Raw genomic sequence first — 16,413 nt, 5'->3', positions numbered from 1 at the left:
TTCAGTAATCCAGAGGCAGATCGGCTGCCGGTGCACCCTGGGTCGGTGCAGGCGCGGTGTGGTGGGTGAGCGCGGACAGCAGCAACTGGTGCAGGCTGCGGATCACCACTGCGGGCTGCTCGTGCACCAGCCAGTGGCTGGCGCCGGGCACGGGCTCCACCGTCAGGTGGGGCACCCACTGCTCCAGGCCGTTCAGCAACTCGGGCCGCAGTGCCACATCGTCCATGCCCCACAGCACCTGGGTGGGCACGGGGGTGCTCAGCAGGCTGTCGGGCAGCTGGAGCTGCAGGATGCTGTGGTCCCCCTCCCGCGGCGGCACCAGAGGGCTGGCGCTGTAGTAGTGGCAGGCCGTGGCCAGTGACTGCTGCCAGTGCGCCAGGTAACGGGCCTGCAGCTCGGGCGTCAGCCAGTCGGGCAGGGCACCGGCGGGTGTGCGAAAGAAGTCCCACAGCCGCCGCGCGCCATCGGCCAGCAGCTTTTCGGCCGCATCGGGGCGGCGCAAAAAATGCATGTACTGGCTGGCCGCCTGCTGGGCCGGGTTGTGCTGCAGCTCGCGCAGGAATGTGCCGGGGTGGGGGGCGTTGACGATCAGCAACTGCTGCAGCAACTGCGGGTGCTGGATGGCCAGGTTCCAGGCCAGTGCACCGCCCCAGTCATGGGCGATCACGCAGGCGGCTGGCTGGCCCGGGCTTTCGCGCGCGATCAGCTCCACCAGATCCTGCACCAGGGCCTTGGGCCGGTAGGCCGCCACATCGGCCGGCTGGCTGGAGTGGCCGTAGCCGCGCAGGTCGGGCGCCACGCAGCGCCACCGGTCGGAAAATGGCGTCATCACGCCATCCCAGATGAAGGCCCCTTCGGGAAAGCCGTGCACAAACAGCAACAGGGGTTTTCCAGGGGCTCCGCAGGCCCTGCAGTCCAGCGTGATGCCCTGGGGCAGGTGATGGCGGATGGTTTCGATCATGGCACCTCCGTGAGTTGGCGCCATATTCCCCAAAGTGCGGGGCCGCGTCTATGCGGTATTGCGCGGGCTGGCGCTGTCCGCCGCCGGGGCGTCTGCTGCTGGGGCCGGTGTGGCGGGCGCCAGTCCTTCGGGGTGGCACCAATGCCAGAGCAGTTGGGCCACATCGTCCACGCCCTGCTTCTTGAGGGCCGAGAACAGGCGCACCTCGCCGCCGCCGGCATTGAGCTTGGTGATGGACAGCACCTTGGCCTGTTCGGCGCGGGTCAGCTTGTCGGCCTTGGTCAGCAGCACCAGGAACTTCAGGCCCTGGGCCACGCGTGGGCGCAGGGCGTCCAGCAGGGCTTCGTCCAGTTCGGTCAGGCCCAGGCGGGGATCGCACAGCAGCACCACGGCGGTCAGGCTTTCGCGCTGAATCAGGTAGTTCAGCATCACCTGCTGCCAGCGCTGCTTGTCCGAGCGGGACACTGCGGCATAGCCATAACCGGGCAAATCGGCCAGCACGGCGTCGGTCACGCCCTGTTTACCCAGGGAAAACAGGTTGATGTGCTGGGTGCGGCCCGGTTTCTTGGACGCGAAAGCCAATTGCTTTTGCTGCGTCAAAGTGTTGATGGACGTGGATTTACCCGCGTTGGAACGGCCCACGAAGGCAATTTCGGGGACGGTAATTTCGGGCAATTGGTGGAGTTGGGCGGCGGTTGTCAAAAACCGTGCCGTATGCATCCAGCCCATGGCCAGTTTGGGATCAATCAACGCAGTTTCTTGACCCGCAGCAAAAGCGGGATTGATGTTGGTCATGGGGTATATCTATGCGAAAGGGCCTCATTGTAGAATCCAGAGGTTTCGCGCATATATAACCAGACCCTCGATCTTATGAAGCTGCTTGCCTCGTTGCTGACGGCTGCCGCATTGGCAGCACCCGCTCTTTCGGCCTTTGCGGCCGGTGAAACTTCCGCTAAGCCAGATCTGGCCAAAGGGGAGGCTAGCTTTACTGCCGTCTGTGCTGCCTGTCACGGCGCGGATGGCAATTCGTCTATTGTCGCTAATCCTAAATTGGCACACCAGCATCCAGAGTATTTGGTCAAGCAGCTGCAGGAGTTCAAGAACGACAAACGCGCTGACCCGGTGATGAAGGGCTTTGCCAGCACGCTGTCCGATGGCGACATGCAGAACATCGCGGCCTGGCTGGCCAAGCAGCCCGCCAAGCCCGGTTTCGCCACCGACAAGGAACTGGTCACCCTGGGCGAGCGCATCTACCGCGGCGGCATTGCCGACCGCAAGGTGGCGGCCTGCGTGGGCTGCCACAGCCCGAACGGCGCCGGCATTCCGGTGCAGTACCCGCGCCTGTCGGGTCAGCATGCGGACTACACCGTCAAGCAACTCCAATCCTTCCGAGATGGTGTTCGCAAGAACAGCCCGCAGATGAAGGACGTCGCTGCTAAGATGAATGATCGCGAAATCAAGGCGGTGGCCGACTATATTGCCGGCCTGCGCTGAAGCCAGGCTGCATGGCACACCAAGGTGTCGTGCATGCAGGGAACTAGCCGCCCAAAAATAAACCCAAACAGGCGGGTCCATCCACACAAGGGATGGCCCCGCCTGTTTTGCTTACGCGCCGTGTTGTGTGCTCCCCATGTCTGAATCCTCTCCCAGCGCCCGCTCCGACCAACGCTCGCATGTCCTGCGGTCGTTCATGGAGTTGTTGGCATCGATGCGCTTTGCCATTGCGCTGCTGACCATTATTTGTATTGCCTCGGTGATCGGCACCGTGCTCAAGCAGCACGAGCCGCTGGTCAACTACGTCAACCAGTTCGGCCCGTTCTGGGCCGAGTTGTTTCTGGCCATCAAGCTCAATGCGGTCTACAGCGCCTGGTGGTTTCTGCTGATTCTGGCGTTTCTGGTGACCAGCACCACGCTGTGCCTGATGCGCCATGTGCCCAAGTACCTGGCCGACCTGCGCAACTACAAGGAAAACATCCGCGAGAAAAGCCTGCAGGCCTTTCACCACAAGGCGCAGAACTCGCTGACCGAATCGGCCGATGCGGCTGCCCAGCGCATTGGCGGCATGCTGGCGCGCGGCGGCTGGAAGGTGAAACTGCAGGAGCGGGACACCGCCGATGGCAAGGGTTACATGCTGGCGGCCAAGGCCGGAGCAGCCAACAAGATCGGTTACATCGCGGCGCACAGTGCCATCGTGCTGATCTGCCTGGGCGGTCTGCTGGATGGCGACATGGTGGTGCGTGCCCAGATGTGGTTTGGCGGCAAGACGCCCTACACCGGCGCGGGCCGCATTTCCGATGTGCCCGCCCAGCACCGCCTGTCGCTGAACAACCCCACCTTCCGCGGCAACCTGATGGTGGCCGAAGGCACGCAGGCCGGCACCGCCATCCTGAGCCAGTCGGATGGCGTGTTGCTGCAGGAGCTGCCGTTTGCGGTGGAGCTCAAGAAATTCATCGTGGAGTACTACTCCACCGGCATGCCCAAGCTGTTTGCCAGCGAGGTGGTCATCCACGACCGGGAAACGGGCGAACAGCTGGAAAAGCGCATCGAGGTGAATCACCCGGCCAGCTACAAGGGCATCGAGATCTACCAGTCCAGTTTTGACGATGGCGGCTCCAGCGTGAAGCTGCGCAGCGTGCCGTTTGTGGCCGGCTCCAAGCCTTTTGGCGTGGAAGGCATCATCGGCAGCAGCACCCAGCTGGAGCAGGTGGGCGCGGCCAAGCAGATGGCGCTGGAGTTCACCGAGCTGCGCACCATCAATGTGGAGAATTTCGCGGCCCGCAAGAAGGCCGGCGACGCCGCCGTGGATGTGCGCAAGGTGGATTTGCGCAGTTCCATCGAGTCGCGCCTGGGCGCTGGCCACAAGACGGCCACCGAAAAGGAGCTGCGCAACGTGGGCCCCAGCATCGGCTACAAGCTGCGCGATGCCTCGGGCCAGGCCCGTGAATACCAGAACTACATGCTGCCTGTGGACATGGGCGAAGGCGTGCCGGTGTTCCTGCTGGGCGTGCGGGAGACGCCGGCCGAGCCGTTCCGCTTCCTGCGGGTGCCGGCCGATGACCAGGGCAGCATGGACGGGTTCATGCGCCTGCGCGCCGCCCTGCAAGACCCGGCCATGCTGAAGGAGGCGGTGCAGCGCTATGCCCGCCAGGCAGTGGCGACGGACCGTGCGGACCTGCGCGATGCGCTGGCCCAGTCGGCCCTGCGTGCAGTGACCCTGTTTGCCGGTACGCCCGCAGCGGACGGCAAGCCCAATGGCGGCCTGCAGGCCATCTCGCAGTTCATGGAAGCCAGCGTGCCCGAGTCCGAACGCGACCGCGCCAGCGAGGTGCTGATCCGTATCCTGAACGGCGTGTTGTTTGACCTGGCGCAGCTGTCGCGCGAAAAAGCCGGCCTCAAGCCGCTGGAGCCGGGCGAGCAGACGCTGTCCTTCATGACGCAGGCGGTGTTCTCGCTCAGCGATGCACAGTTCTACCCGGCGCCCATGGCCTTCATGCTGGAAGACTTCAAGCAGGTGCAGGCCAGCGTGTTCCAGGTGGCACGGGCCCCCGGAAAGAACGTTGTCTACCTGGGCTGCTTCTTCCTGATTCTGGGCGTTTTTGCCATGCTCTATGTGCGCGACCGTCGCCTGTGGGTGTGGGTGGCGCCGGCAGGCCAGGGCAGCCAGGCCACGATGGCCCTGTCGACGAACCGCAAGACCATGGACACCGACCGCGAGTTCGCCCAACTGGCTGAGAAATTAATAGCAGCACCCGCTGCCACTGCAAACGCTACGGAGCGATCAGTATGAATACCGCAACCCCCACGACCACGACCATCTCATTGAACGAAGGCTTTCTGGCCAAGCGCAACTGGATGGACTGGGTTTTTGCCGTGCTGGCCTTGGCTGGCGGGCTGTTTGCCTTCCAGCGCTATGGCGCATTCATGGACGTCTATGAAAAGGCGATCCTGATCGGCACCATTCCCTGTGCCGTTTGGCTGGGCTGGTTCTGGCGTCCGCTGCAAAAGCTGATGGTGGTGGTGGCCGCGCTGGCAATGCTGGGGATCTGGCTCTACCAGGGCGCCGACGGGGCGGCGCACATCGACCGTGCAGATGCTGTGTTCGGTCTCAAATACTTCCTCTCCAGCCAGTCCGCGATCCTGTGGATGTGCGTGCTGTGCTTCATCGCCACGGTGTTCTACTGGATCGGCCTGTTCGCCAAGGGCGAGCGCGACACCATGGGCATGCTGGGCTCGCGCATTGCCTGGGTGGCGGTGACCATGGCCCTGGTGGGCACCATGGTGCGCTGGTACGAAAGCTATCTGCTGGGTCCGGACATCGGCCACATCCCGGTGAGCAATCTGTACGAAGTGTTCGTGATGTTCATCTGGATGACCACGGTGTTCTATCTGTACTACGAGCAGCAGTACAACACCCGCGCCCTGGGCGGCTTTGTGATGCTGGTGGTCAGTGCGGCCGTGGGCTTTCTGCTCTGGTACACCGTGGTGCGCGAGGCGCATGAAATCCAGCCGCTGGTGCCGGCCCTCAAGAGCTGGTGGATGAAGCTGCACGTGCCGGCCAACTTCATCGGCTACGGCACGTTCGCGCTGGCCGCCATGGTCTCGTTCGCCTACCTGATCAAGCAGCAGGCCGAGGAAACCAAGTGGTACAAGCTGGCACCGCTGTGGCTGCTGGGTGTGGCCCTGTGCTTCGAGCCGCTGGCCTTCCGCCAGAGCCAGGCCACGGGCAGCAGCTACTGGCTGGTCTATTTCGGCATCTCGGCACTGATCGTGGGCGCCATCCTGGCGGCCCGCAAGCCCATTGCCGCACGCCTGCCGGCCTTCGAGATCCTGGACGATGTGATGTACAAGTCCATTGCCGTGGGCTTTGCCTTCTTCACCATTGCCACGGTGCTGGGCGCGCTGTGGGCGGCCGAGGCCTGGGGCGGCTACTGGAGTTGGGACCCCAAGGAGACCTGGGCGCTGATCGTGTGGCTGAACTACGCGGCCTGGCTGCACATGCGCCTGATGAAGGGCCTGCGCGGCACGGTGTCGGCCTGGTGGGCCCTGGTGGGCCTGGCCGTCACCACCTTTGCCTTCCTGGGGGTGAACATGTTCCTGAGCGGCTTGCACAGCTACGGCGAACTGTAAGTCGTGGGCCGTGGAGGCCCCGCTGCAAAAAAATGCGGAGTGCCTGGTGCGCGGACGCGGCGGATTTCAGACTAGAGACAGTCTGGAAAACCCACGGTCAGCGAACCTGGCACTCCGCTTTGCATGGGGCGCGCGGCAGCGCGCTGCACGGGGCTTCAGGGAACTGGCATGCGGGTGCATGATCTCACCCTGACGCTGCACCTCTGCGCAGTTTCCGGAGCGCGACCATGAATACCTCCCGCACACGCACGGCTTTCCCTGTTTCTTCCGCTTTCCCTGCGCCTGCGGCCAGCGAGATCACGGCGCCGGCCGTCTATGCCCAGCGCCGTGCCTGGCTGCAGTGGGCCGCCAGCGGTGCGGCCGGCGCTGCCCTGGCCGGCTGGGCCGGGCGCGATGCCCTGGCGGCGGCCAGCCCGGGCGGAGGCAAGCTGGCGGCCTTGCCGGGCGCCACATCGTCGGTGGCAGGCGCGGCGACCATGGAGAAGATCACGTCCTACCGGGACGCCAGCAGCTACAACAACTTCTATGAATTCGGGACCGGCAAGGACGACCCGGCCCGCTATGCCGATGCGCTGCCCATCCGTCCGTGGAGCGTGCAGGTGGAAGGGCTGGTGCACAAGCCGGGCACCTGGGCGCTGGAGGACCTGCTCAAGCTCAGCCCCATGGAGGAGCGCATCTACCGCCTGCGCTGCGTGGAAGGCTGGAGCATGGTCATCCCCTGGGTGGGCTACTCGCTGGCGGCGCTGATCCGCAAGGTGGAGCCGCTGGGCAGTGCCCGGTATGTGCAGTTCGTCACGCTGGCCGATGCCGAGCACATGCGCGGCCTGCGTTCGCGCGTGCTGGATTGGCCCTATACCGAAGGCCTGCGTCTGGACGAGGCACTGCACCCGCTGACGCTGCTGGCCTTTGGCATGTACGGTGAAGTGCTGCCCAAGCAGAACGGCGCGCCGGTGCGGTTGGTGGTGCCGTGGAAATACGGTTTCAAAAGCGCCAAGAGCATTGTCAAGATCCGCTTTGTGGAGGCCATGCCTGCCACGGCCTGGAACAAGGCTGCGCGCAACGAATACGGCTTCTATTCCAATGTGAACCCCGAGGTGCCGCATCCGCGCTGGAGCCAGGCCACCGAACGGCGCATCGGGGACGGCGGCTTGCTGGCGCCCAAGCGCAAGACCCTGCTGTTCAACGGCTATGGCGACCAGGTGGCTGGCCTGTACGCCGGCATGGACCTGAAAAGCAATTTCTGATGGCACGCACCGCAGTGTCCGGGGGCGAGGCGGGCTGGCACGTTGCGCTGCAGCGGGCGCTGCTGTCGCGCGCGGCCAAGCCGGTGGTGTGGGTGCTGTGGCTGCTGCCGCTGGCCTGGCTGGTGTGGGGCGTGCTGGCCGACAGTCTGGGCGCCAACCCGGCGGAGGCGCTGATCCGCGGCACCGGCGACTGGGCCTTGCGCGCGCTGTGGCTGGCCCTGGCGGTCACGCCGCTGCGGCAGTGGCTGCGTCTGAATGCCCTGGCGCGCCTGCGCCGCCTCCTGGGGCTGTTCGCCTTTTTCTACGCAGTGTTGCACCTGGCGTGCTACGCCTGGCTGGACCAGGGCTGGGTGTGGGGTGACATCGTGGCGGATGTGCTGGAGCGACCTTTCATTCTGGTGGGCATGCTCACCTTCGTGCTGTTGCTGGTGCTGGCGCTGACATCGCCGCGTGCGGTGCTGCGCTGGCTGGGGGGCGTGCGCTGGCAGCGTGTGCACCGCATCGTGTATGGCGCGGGGCTGCTGGCCTTGCTGCATTTTTACTGGATGCGGACCGGCAAGAACGACACGGCGGAAGTGGCGGTGTATGGCGGTTTGCTGGCGGTGCTGCTGGGCTGGCGGGTGTGGGCACGGCGCAAGCCGGCAGCCCGATAGCCGGGCGCTCAGGGCGTGGTCTGGTCGCCGCGGACCAGCGAAGGCGCTGGCGCAGGGGTTGGGGGCATGGTGCGGCGGGTCGTCAGATCGATGCGGTCGCGCGGCAGCTGGTAGGCGCTGGCATCCATCAGGTCAATGCCGCAGGCCAGGCCGTCCAGCCACGCATAGAAGTCCGCAATCGCCTGGGCGCCCTGGATGGGGGCACCGTGCTGCGGCACCAGCATGTCCACGTCCAGCTGGCGGGCCATGGCGGTCCACAGGCGCAGAATCTTGTTGGACACCATGTAGCGGCGGTGAAAGGCTTCCATGTGGGGCAGATGCGGGGCCAGTTCGCGCACCGGCTGGCTGGCCTGTGTGCCCGAGACCATGGAGGCGCCCAGATCCCCGGTGAACAGGATGCGGCTGACCGGGTCGTAGAAGTGGAAATTGCCCTCTGCATGCAGAAAATGCGCAGGCACCAGCCACAGCGTGCTGCGGCCCAGCGGCAGACGGGCGCCTTCGTCCGGCACGGCAATGATGCGGTCCTGGGTCTGTCCCACCTTGGTGAAATGCGGGGCAAAGCGCTCCCAGATGCGCGAGATGACCAGCATGGCACGGGTGCTGGTCAGCCACTGGTCCAGCGAGGCGATGATGTCCGGGTCGGCATGCGAGGCCAGCAGGTACGACAGCCGCGGCGGCGGGAAGTGGGGCGCCATGCTGGCAAACAGCCCGTGAAACGCCAGATTGCCACCCGGGTCGATGAGCGCGCCCACACCATGGTCGATCACCAGGAACTGGTTGGACTGCACGGCCTGGCCGTCTTCTTCCACCAGGTCGGTGAACATCAGGCAGACATGCTGGGGATCGCGGTAGAGCTCGACAGCCATGGGGAAACTCCGGTCAGGAACAGGGGAGGGCAATGTATGCCGCGCCCCTGGCGTGCCGGTTGATGTGCCTCAACAGCGAACCCGTACCACCAATTCTGGGGATGCCAGGGGGACTGGCATCGCCATCAGCGCCCAGATGTCGTTCGGAATGACTTCTGGCGATATTGCCGGGAGGCGTTGGCGCTCTCCCCGCCGCCAGGCATCATTGGCCGGCAGGCTTGGCTGGGGTGTCTGCCATCGGATTCAGGGTTTCGGGCAGGGTGGCACGCTGTGCGGCGGCCGGATCGGTCGGCAGATACAGCGGGCCACGCTGGCCGCAGCCCCACAGGGCTGCCGTACTGGCGGCAAGGACAAAAGTCCTGATTAGAATTTGGGAAGCTCTCAACATGTGCGAATTGTAATGACCGACCTTGAATTCTTGGACCGTGCGGAACAGCTGTTGCTGGCGGTCGAGCAGTCTGCCGACCGCATCAACGACACCTCCGATGCCGATGTCGACGCCCAGCGCGTGGGCGGCATGGTGACATTGGTGTTCCCCAACCGCAGCCAGATCATCATCAATCTGCAAAAGCCACTGCACGAAGTGTGGTTGGCGGCCAAGGCCGGCGGCTTCCATTTTCGCCTGGATGGTGGGCAGTGGCAGGACACCAAGGGGGCGGGTGAGTTCTTTGAACGTCTGAGCACCTACGCCTCCGAGCAGTCGGGGCTGGCGCTGTCATTCACCGCCCAGGGCTGACCGCGGCACCGGGACCTCGGTGCAGTGCCCGGGCCTGGTGCCCAGGGTACGTGGGACATAAAAAAACCGCATGCGTGGTGCATGCGGTTTTTTTGTGCCTGGGGTCCGATCGGCCCGATCAGTTGCGGAACAGATCCAGGATGCGGCTGCGTTCCTCGGGAGGCGGCGCGGCGGTGGCGCCTTCCGCGGCAGCATCGTCCATGCCCAGGCTGCTGACGCCGGCGTTGCGCGCGTATTCCTCGTAGAACCATTCACCGCCGACATTGACCACGCCAGGCGGCACGGGCATTTCGGCCACGGGAACGCCCTTGAGCGCGTGCTGCATGAAGTTGATCCACACCGGCAGGCTCAGGCCGCCGCCGGTTTCGCGGGAACCCAGGTTGCGCGGGGTGTCGTAGCCGATCCAGGTGGCGGCTGCCAGCGTGGGCTGGTAGCCGGCGAACCAGGCATCCATGGCATCGTTGGTGGTGCCGGTCTTGCCATACAGGTCCGGGCGCTTGAGCGTGGCCTGGGCCTTGGCTGCCGTGCCCACGCGGGCCACATCCTGCAGCAGGCTGCTCATGATGAAGGCGTTGCGCGGCTCGATGGCCTGGGGCAGTTGTTCCAGCGGAGGCGGGGTGTATTCCGACAGCACGCGGCCCTTGTAATCCGTGATCTTGGCGATCAGCCAGGGATTGACGCGGTGTCCGCCATTGGCAAACACGGCGTAGGCGGCGGCGACCTGCATCGGCGTCACCGAGCCGGCGCCCAGGGCCATGGTCAGGTAGGCCGGGTGCTTGGCGGCATCAAACCCGAAGCGGGTGATCCACTCCTGGCCCTGCTTGGGACCGACGGCCTGCAGCAGACGGATGGAGATCATGTTCTTGGACTTGTTCAAGCCCGTGCGCATGGTCATGGGGCCGTCGTAGCGGCCGTCGTAGTTCTTGGGCTCCCAGGGCTGGCCACCGGTGACACCGGCGCTGAAGAACAGCGGGGCATCGTTGATCATGGTGGCGGGCGTGAAGCCCTTTTCCAGCGCGGCCGAATAGATGAACGGCTTGAAGCTGGAACCCGGCTGGCGCCAGGCCTGGGTGACGTGGTTGAACTTGTTCTTGTCGAAGTCAAAACCACCCACCAGGGCGCGGATGGCGCCGGTCTGCGGGGTCAGCGCCACGAACGCGCCTTCCACTTCGGGCAGTTGGGTGGCTTCCCAGCCGGCCTTGGTCTTGGCCACGCGGATCACGGCGCCGGGGCGCAGCTTGATGTTGGGCGGCGCCTTGTCGCTCAGGCCGGATTGCACGGGCTTGAGGCCGTCGCCGGTGATCTGCAGCTTCTCGCCATCCGGGCGCTGGGCCACGATCTTGCGGGCCGAGGCTTCCAGCACCACGGCGGCCAGCAGGTCGCCGTTGTCCGGGTGCGATGCCAGGGCGTCGTCGATCACATCTTCCTGGGCCTGTGCGTCGGCTGGCAGGGCGACAAACTTCTCCGGACCTCGGTAGCGCTGGCGGCGCTCATAGTCCATCAGGCCCTGGCGCAGCGCGTTGTACGCGGCTTCCTGTTCACCGGCATTCAGCGTGGTGTAGACGTTCAGGCCGCGCGTGTAGGCGTCATTGCCATACTGGGCAAACACCAGCTGGCGCACCATTTCGGCCACGTATTCGGCGTGCACGCGGGTATTGGCGGCACTCGAATTCTTCAGCTGCAGCGGCTCGGCGCGGGCCTGCTCGGCCTGCTGTGCCGTGATGAAGCCGTTGTCCTGCATGCGGTCGATGATGTACTGCTGGCGGATATGGGCGCGCTTGGGGTTGCTGATCGGGTTGTAGGCCGATGGTGCCTTGGGCAGACCTGCCAGCATGGCCGCTTCGGCCACGGTGATGTCCTTCAGCGGCTTGCCGAAATAGGCTTCGCTGGCGGCAGCAAAACCGTAGGCGCGGTTGCCCAGGTAGATCTGGTTCATGTAGATCTCCAGGATCTGTTCCTTGGAGAGCAGATGTTCCAGCTTGAAGGTCAGCAGGATTTCGTAGATCTTGCGGGTGTAGGTCTTCTCGGAAGAGAGGTACACATTGCGCGCCACCTGCATGGTGATGGTGGAAGCACCCTGGCTCTTGACCCGGCCAAGGTTGGCCAGGGCCGCACGCAGCATGCCCTTGTAGTCCACACCACCGTGCTCGAAGAAGCGGGTGTCTTCAATCGCCAGCACGGCGTCGACCATCACCTTGGGGATGTCGGCGATGGGCGTGAGTGTGCGCCGCTCTTCGCCAAATTCACCCAGCAAGGCACCTTCGGTCGAGTAGACGCGCAGGGGCAGCTTGGGCCGGTAGTCGGCCAGTTCGGAAACGTCTGGCAGGTTGGGGTAGGCCATGGCCAGAGCCACGGCAACAGTCAGCAGAATGGCCACGAAGCCCGCTGCCATCACGCCCAAGAGCCACAGCAGCGACTTGGGAAGCCAGTGCATTTTTCGTGGGGACTTGGGGGAGGCGTTGGAGGTGGTCTTCTCGTTGTTCGGAGAGGAAGTAGGCATGTCGCTCCACGCAGAAGTGGGTAGGCATTATAGGAAGCGTGCTTTAAGCCAGGCTGAAACAGGTTGTGGCAGTTGCCCGACCTTGGAAACGGCATCGCGTCAGGCCACGTGTGCATGGCGCTGCGCAGCTTGACGGAAAATGGCGTCTGGCGCTGAGGTGGTGCTTGAACGCTAGGAAGCTAGGAAGAGATGGAATCCAACAGCAAGATCGTGGCATTGGTCGGCCTGCCCGGCTCGGGAAAATCAACCGTGGGACGGCATCTGTCCAAGCGCTGGGGGATTCCCTTCATCGACTCTGACCATGAAATCGAAGCGCGCACGGGCGGCCCGGTGCGCGACTTCTTTGCGGCCCATGGCGAAGCGGCGTTCCGCGATCTGGAGCAGACGGTGATTGCGCAGCTGTGTGCCGACACCGGCCAGGCCCGGATTCTGGCCACCGGCGGTGGCGCGGTGCTGCGCGAGGCCAACCGCCAGGTGCTGCACCAGCACTGCCATGTGTTCTATCTGAAGGCCTCGCCCGAAGAGCTGTACCAGCGCCTGCGCAACGACAAGACCCGGCCCTTGCTGCAGGTGGACGACCCAGCCCAGCGGCTGCGCGAGCTGTTCGAGGCGCGGGATGCCCTGTATGCCGGGACCGCGCACTATGTGATCGATTCGGCCCGCCTGTCTTCGCACCAGCTGCTGCACCGCGTGGCCATGCAGGCCGAGATGGCGGGCATTGTCCCGGCCCGCGCGCAGCCCTGAATGGGCGCCAGCGGGCGCCACACGTAAAAAAGCGCTGCGGCCAGTGGACGCAGCGCTGGGAGGAGAAGCTCGCCCGTCTGGTGGAGGGTCAGGCTGCCGGGGCCAGGGCGTGCAGCAGCTTGGCGTGGATGCCGCCGAAGCCGCCATTGCTCATGCAGACGATATGGTCGCCCGGCTGCGCGGCTTCCACGATCATGTTCACCAGGGTGGGCAGGTCGTTGCTGCTGCGGGCTGCTTCGCCCAGGGGAGCCAGGGCGCCGGAGACATCCCAGTCCAGTCCGGCGGTATGGCAGAACACCAGATCGGCTTCTTTCAGCGCCCAGGGCAGCTGGGATTTCATAGTGCCCAGCTTCATGGTGTTGCTGCGCGGCTCGAACACGGCCAGGATGCGCGGGCTCTGGCCCAGGCGTTTGCGCAGGCCTTCCAGCGTGGTGCGGATGGCCGTGGGGTGGTGGGCAAAGTCGTCGTAGACGGCAATGCCCTGCACCGTGCCGCGCAGTTCCATGCGGCGCTTGACGTTGTGAAAGCGCCCCAGGGCTTCGGCTGCCACCTGGGGCGACACGCCCACATGTTCGGCGGCGGCAATGGCTGCCAGCGCATTGAGCTGGTTGTGCACGCCGGTCAGCTGCCATTCCACACGGGCCACCGGGCGGCCGCGCTGCAGCACCTCAAAGGCGTGGGCCGGGCCTTCGGCGCTGAATTCCGATACGGCGCTGCCGAAATGCGTCACCTCGCTCCAGCAGCCCTGGTTCAGCACCCGTGTCAGCGATTCTTCCAGGCCGTTGCTCACAATCCGTCCCGTGGCCGGCACGGTGCGTACCAGGTGGTGGAACTGGCGCTCGATGGCGCCCAGATCGTCAAAGATGTCGGCGTGGTCGAACTCCAGGTTGTTCAGCACCGCCGTGCGCGGGCGGTAGTGCACAAACTTGCTGCGCTTGTCGAAGAAGGCGGTGTCGTATTCATCCGCCTCGATCACGAACAGCGGGCGCTCCTGGCCGGCGGCCAACTGGCCCAGGCGGGCGCTGACGCCAAAGTCCAGCGGCACGCCGCCGACCAGAAAGCCGGGTGTCAGACCCGCGCATTCCAGGACCCAGGCCAGCATTGACGTGGTGGTGGTCTTGCCGTGCGTGCCGGCCACGGCCAGCACATGGCGGCCTTGCAGCACATGCTCGGACAGCCATTGCGGGCCGCTGGTGTAGGGCAGGCCGGCATCCAGGATGGCTTCCATCAGCGGGAATTTGGGCGAACCGTCGGCCAGGCGTGCGCGGCTGACGACGTTGCCCACGACGAACACATCGGGCTTCAGCGCCAGTTGCTCCACGCCGTAGCCTTCAATCAGCTCGATGCCCAGGGCACGCAACTGGTCGCTCATCGGCGGGTACACGCCCGCGTCGCAACCGGTCACTTTATGGCCCGCCTCGCGTGCCAACGCAGCCACCCCGCCCATGAAGGTGCCGCAAATCCCCAGGATGTGAATATGCATGCGCCCAATTCTACGGGGCCGGCCATGCCGCGGCGGCGGTCCCAGAGCATGGAATGCAAGCGGTTGCTACCAATTTTGCAGCGGTTGGGTTTTTCGGCAAGCCGCCCCAGGCGGGCATGCTGTGGCGCGCAGCGGGGTGCGGCGAAAGCGCCGGGCAGAGCCGAGGCCGGCAAGGACGCTGCGGCGCAGATGGCACAGGCGAGGTGCTCCTGGCCGTTGGCGCAGGGGTATCCCGGACTGGGCCACAATGGGTCCATGTCTGTACCGTCCATTGCCGATGAAATCGCCCAGACCGCTGCCCGCCTGGTGGTGGAAGAGGGACTGGAGTGGGGCCCTGCCAAGCGCCGTGCCGTGCGCCAGCTGGGCTTGCCGCAGCGCACCCCCTTGCCGGACAACGACCGGGTCGAAGCCGCGGTGCGGGAATATATCGAGCTGTTCTGCGCCGACACCCAGCCCCAGGAGCTGCGCGCGCTGCGCGAGCTGGCCGTGGTGTGGATGGAGCGGATGGCACCGTTTCGCCCCTATCTGGCCGGAGCGGTATGGCGCGGCACGGCCACCCGGCTGTCGGACATCTATATCCAGATGTTCTGCGACGACCCCAAGTCGGCCGAAATCGCGCTCATCGACCACAACGTGCAGTACGACGTGACCCAGGTCACGGGCTTCCATGGCGAGACGGTGGATGCCCTGAGCATCAGCAGCTTCTGCAAACCCCTGAATGAAGCCGTCGGGGTGCACCTGATGGTCTACGACTTCGACGATCTGCGCGGCGCGCTCAAGCCCGATGGGCAGGGCCGCACCGCGCGGGGCGAGGTGACCGCGCTGCGTGCGCTGCTGGATGCGGAGGCCGCAGCATGAGCGCCGCACCCCAAACCCCGCAAGAGACCGTGCAGACCGGGCGTCGCCGTTGGCTGGTGGCCGGCGTGGCGGGTGGCGCTGCCGTGGCCGGCGCTGGCTGGGCCTGGTGGCGCAGCAGTGCAGCGCCTTCACCCAATGCCGTGGCGGAGCAGGCCTTCTGGGCCTTGCAGCTGCAAACGCCGGAAGGCGCTCCGCTGGCGCTGCAGCAGTTTGCCGGCAAGCCTTTGCTGGTGAATTTCTGGGCCACCTGGTGCCCGCCCTGTGTGCGGGAGCTGCCGCTGCTGTCCCGCTTTGCGCAGGAGCAGCCGCAGGTGCAGTTGCTGGGTCTGGCCGTGGACCAGGCTGCGCCGGTGCAGAAATTCCTGGCGCGCCAGCCGCTGGCATTTCCGGTGGCCATGGCTGGGGCAGGCGGCAGCACGCTGACCCGGACCCTGGGCAATGTCACAGGGGGGCTACCTTTCTCTATCTTGTTCGATACAAGAGGAAATGTGAAGCAACGTAAAATAGGTGAGTTAAGCAGCGCCGATCTGCAGCAGTGGGCCCAGTCCCTATAGCTGATTTGGCGCAAGTGAGTGCAGAAATGCGAAGCTTTACCATGTTGGCGTTCGCTAAAAATGCAGCCCAATGTGCGGAGAAGGGCGAAATTAGGGTAAATTCGCGCCCTACTTAGTTTTAGCCGTTGGAGCTTCCATGGATCTGCGAAAACTCAAAACCCTGATTGATCTGGTGTCCGAATCGAATGTGTCGGAGCTGGAAATCACCGAAGCCGAAGGCAAAGTCCGTATCGTCAAGGGCGGTGGCGCCGTGGTGCAGCAGTTTGTGGCTGCACCGGTGCAAGCCGCTCCCGTCGCTGCTGCACCTGCTGCTGCCGCACCCGCTGCCGCCGCTGCGGTCGCTGAATTGCCCGCACCTGTGGTGGGCCATCAAGTGAAGTCCCCCATGGTGGGCACGTTCTACCGTTCTGCCAGCCCAGGCGCCAAGGCGTTTGTCGACGTCGGTGCCCAGGTCAAGGAAGGCGACACGCTGTGCATCATTGAGGCCATGAAGATCCTCAACGAGATCGAAGCCGACAAGTCCGGCACCGTGACCCGCATCCTGGCCGACAACGGCCAAGCCGTGGAATACGGACAACCGCTGTTCGTGATCGAGTGATCTGCCAGGGCCCACAGGGTCAGCGGACTGTGCCGCTGCCCTGCGGATTCCACGGTTCGCCCTGACAGGGCGAGGAACAACGAGGACCT

General features: G+C 65.0%; 16 protein-coding genes. 10 read left to right on the top strand and 6 right to left on the bottom strand.

Annotated elements, in window-relative coordinates; genetic code table 11:
* Nucleotide 1 precedes the first annotated feature (1 nt).
* A complete protein-coding gene (locus QM470_RS05820; protein ID WP_283338516.1) occupies nucleotides 2–961 on the bottom strand; it encodes an alpha/beta fold hydrolase in 960 nt (319 codons plus the stop codon).
* Nucleotides 962–1,009: 48 nt separating this feature from the next.
* A complete protein-coding gene (yihA, locus tag QM470_RS05815) occupies nucleotides 1,010–1,756 on the bottom strand; it encodes a ribosome biogenesis GTP-binding protein YihA/YsxC (RefSeq protein WP_283338515.1) in 747 nt (248 codons plus the stop codon).
* 75 nt (nucleotides 1,757–1,831) lie between these two features.
* On the opposite strand from yihA, the gene QM470_RS05810 reads away from it, so the two are divergent.
* The 5 genes from QM470_RS05810 (at nucleotide 1,832) to msrQ (ending at nucleotide 7,985) form a co-directional block, all read left to right on the top strand.
* A complete protein-coding gene (locus QM470_RS05810) occupies nucleotides 1,832–2,455 on the top strand; it encodes a c-type cytochrome (protein WP_066537692.1) in 624 nt (207 codons plus the stop codon).
* Between the two features lie 136 nt (nucleotides 2,456–2,591).
* Nucleotides 2,592–4,748 (top strand): cytochrome c biogenesis protein ResB, encoded by a 2,157-nt coding sequence (locus tag QM470_RS05805; RefSeq protein ID WP_283338514.1) that lies wholly within the window; start codon nucleotides 2,592–2,594, stop codon nucleotides 4,746–4,748.
* A complete protein-coding gene (gene ccsB / locus QM470_RS05800) occupies nucleotides 4,745–6,088 on the top strand; it encodes a c-type cytochrome biogenesis protein CcsB (RefSeq protein WP_283338513.1) in 1,344 nt (447 codons plus the stop codon). The genes QM470_RS05805 and ccsB overlap by 4 nt, the downstream gene beginning before the upstream one ends.
* A 227-nt stretch (nucleotides 6,089–6,315) precedes the next feature.
* Nucleotides 6,316–7,332: a protein-methionine-sulfoxide reductase catalytic subunit MsrP gene (gene msrP, locus QM470_RS05795; protein ID WP_283338512.1), complete on the top strand. Its 1,017-nt coding sequence runs from the start codon at nucleotides 6,316–6,318 to the stop codon at nucleotides 7,330–7,332.
* Nucleotides 7,332–7,985, top strand: a complete 654-nt coding sequence (gene msrQ, locus QM470_RS05790) for a protein-methionine-sulfoxide reductase heme-binding subunit MsrQ (RefSeq protein WP_283338511.1) — start codon at nucleotides 7,332–7,334, stop codon at nucleotides 7,983–7,985. The genes msrP and msrQ overlap by 1 nt, the downstream gene beginning before the upstream one ends.
* Nucleotides 7,986–7,993: 8 nt before the next feature.
* Here msrQ and QM470_RS05785 read toward each other — a convergent pair whose 3' ends face one another.
* Together QM470_RS05785 and lptM are read right to left on the bottom strand one after the other, a co-directional pair.
* Complete coding sequence (locus QM470_RS05785) at nucleotides 7,994–8,851, bottom strand: oxygen-binding di-iron domain-containing protein (protein WP_283338510.1); 858 nt, start codon at nucleotides 8,849–8,851, stop codon at nucleotides 7,994–7,996.
* A 202-nt stretch (nucleotides 8,852–9,053) separates the two neighbouring features.
* The gene (gene lptM, locus QM470_RS05780; RefSeq protein WP_280013343.1) at nucleotides 9,054–9,239 is read right to left on the bottom strand and encodes an LPS translocon maturation chaperone LptM; all 186 of its coding nucleotides are present in this window, start codon (nucleotides 9,237–9,239) and stop codon (nucleotides 9,054–9,056) included.
* A gap of 12 nt (nucleotides 9,240–9,251) precedes the next feature.
* Here lptM and cyaY point away from each other — a divergent pair, with 12 nt between their 5' ends.
* Nucleotides 9,252–9,587 (top strand): iron donor protein CyaY, encoded by a 336-nt coding sequence (cyaY, locus tag QM470_RS05775; RefSeq protein WP_280013344.1) that lies wholly within the window; start codon nucleotides 9,252–9,254, stop codon nucleotides 9,585–9,587.
* 118 nt (nucleotides 9,588–9,705) lie between these two features.
* On the opposite strand, the gene QM470_RS05770 is transcribed toward cyaY, so the two are convergent.
* Nucleotides 9,706–12,021 (bottom strand): penicillin-binding protein 1A, encoded by a 2,316-nt coding sequence (locus QM470_RS05770; RefSeq protein WP_283338577.1) that lies wholly within the window; start codon nucleotides 12,019–12,021, stop codon nucleotides 9,706–9,708.
* A 255-nt stretch (nucleotides 12,022–12,276) separates the two neighbouring features.
* Here QM470_RS05770 and QM470_RS05765 point away from each other — a divergent pair, with 255 nt between their 5' ends.
* Nucleotides 12,277–12,831, top strand: coding sequence for a shikimate kinase (locus tag QM470_RS05765; RefSeq protein ID WP_283338509.1), 555 nt, complete (start codon nucleotides 12,277–12,279; stop codon nucleotides 12,829–12,831).
* 88 nt (nucleotides 12,832–12,919) lie between these two features.
* Here QM470_RS05765 and mpl read toward each other — a convergent pair whose 3' ends face one another.
* Nucleotides 12,920–14,314, bottom strand: coding sequence for a UDP-N-acetylmuramate:L-alanyl-gamma-D-glutamyl-meso-diaminopimelate ligase (gene mpl, locus QM470_RS05760; RefSeq protein ID WP_283338508.1), 1,395 nt, complete (start codon nucleotides 14,312–14,314; stop codon nucleotides 12,920–12,922).
* Between the two features lie 255 nt (nucleotides 14,315–14,569).
* On the opposite strand from mpl, the gene QM470_RS05755 reads away from it, so the two are divergent.
* From QM470_RS05755 to accB, 3 genes are all read left to right on the top strand, one after another.
* Nucleotides 14,570–15,172 (top strand): hypothetical protein, encoded by a 603-nt coding sequence (locus QM470_RS05755; RefSeq protein WP_066537673.1) that lies wholly within the window; start codon nucleotides 14,570–14,572, stop codon nucleotides 15,170–15,172.
* Nucleotides 15,169–15,726: a TlpA family protein disulfide reductase gene (locus QM470_RS05750; protein ID WP_283338507.1), complete on the top strand. Its 558-nt coding sequence runs from the start codon at nucleotides 15,169–15,171 to the stop codon at nucleotides 15,724–15,726. Before QM470_RS05755 ends, QM470_RS05750 begins: the two co-directional genes overlap by 4 nt.
* Before the next feature lie 136 nt (nucleotides 15,727–15,862).
* On the top strand, nucleotides 15,863–16,324 hold the full coding sequence (gene accB / locus QM470_RS05745; RefSeq protein ID WP_283338506.1) for an acetyl-CoA carboxylase biotin carboxyl carrier protein: 462 nt from the start codon (nucleotides 15,863–15,865) through the stop codon (nucleotides 16,322–16,324).
* Nucleotides 16,325–16,413: the final 89 nt, after the last annotated feature.

Origin of the sequence: Comamonas sp. 17RB (assembly GCF_030056555.1) — a bacterium.
Lineage (GTDB): Bacteria > Pseudomonadota > Gammaproteobacteria > Burkholderiales > Burkholderiaceae_C > Comamonas > Comamonas terrigena.
This window is presented reverse-complemented; position numbering and strand designations above follow the sequence as displayed.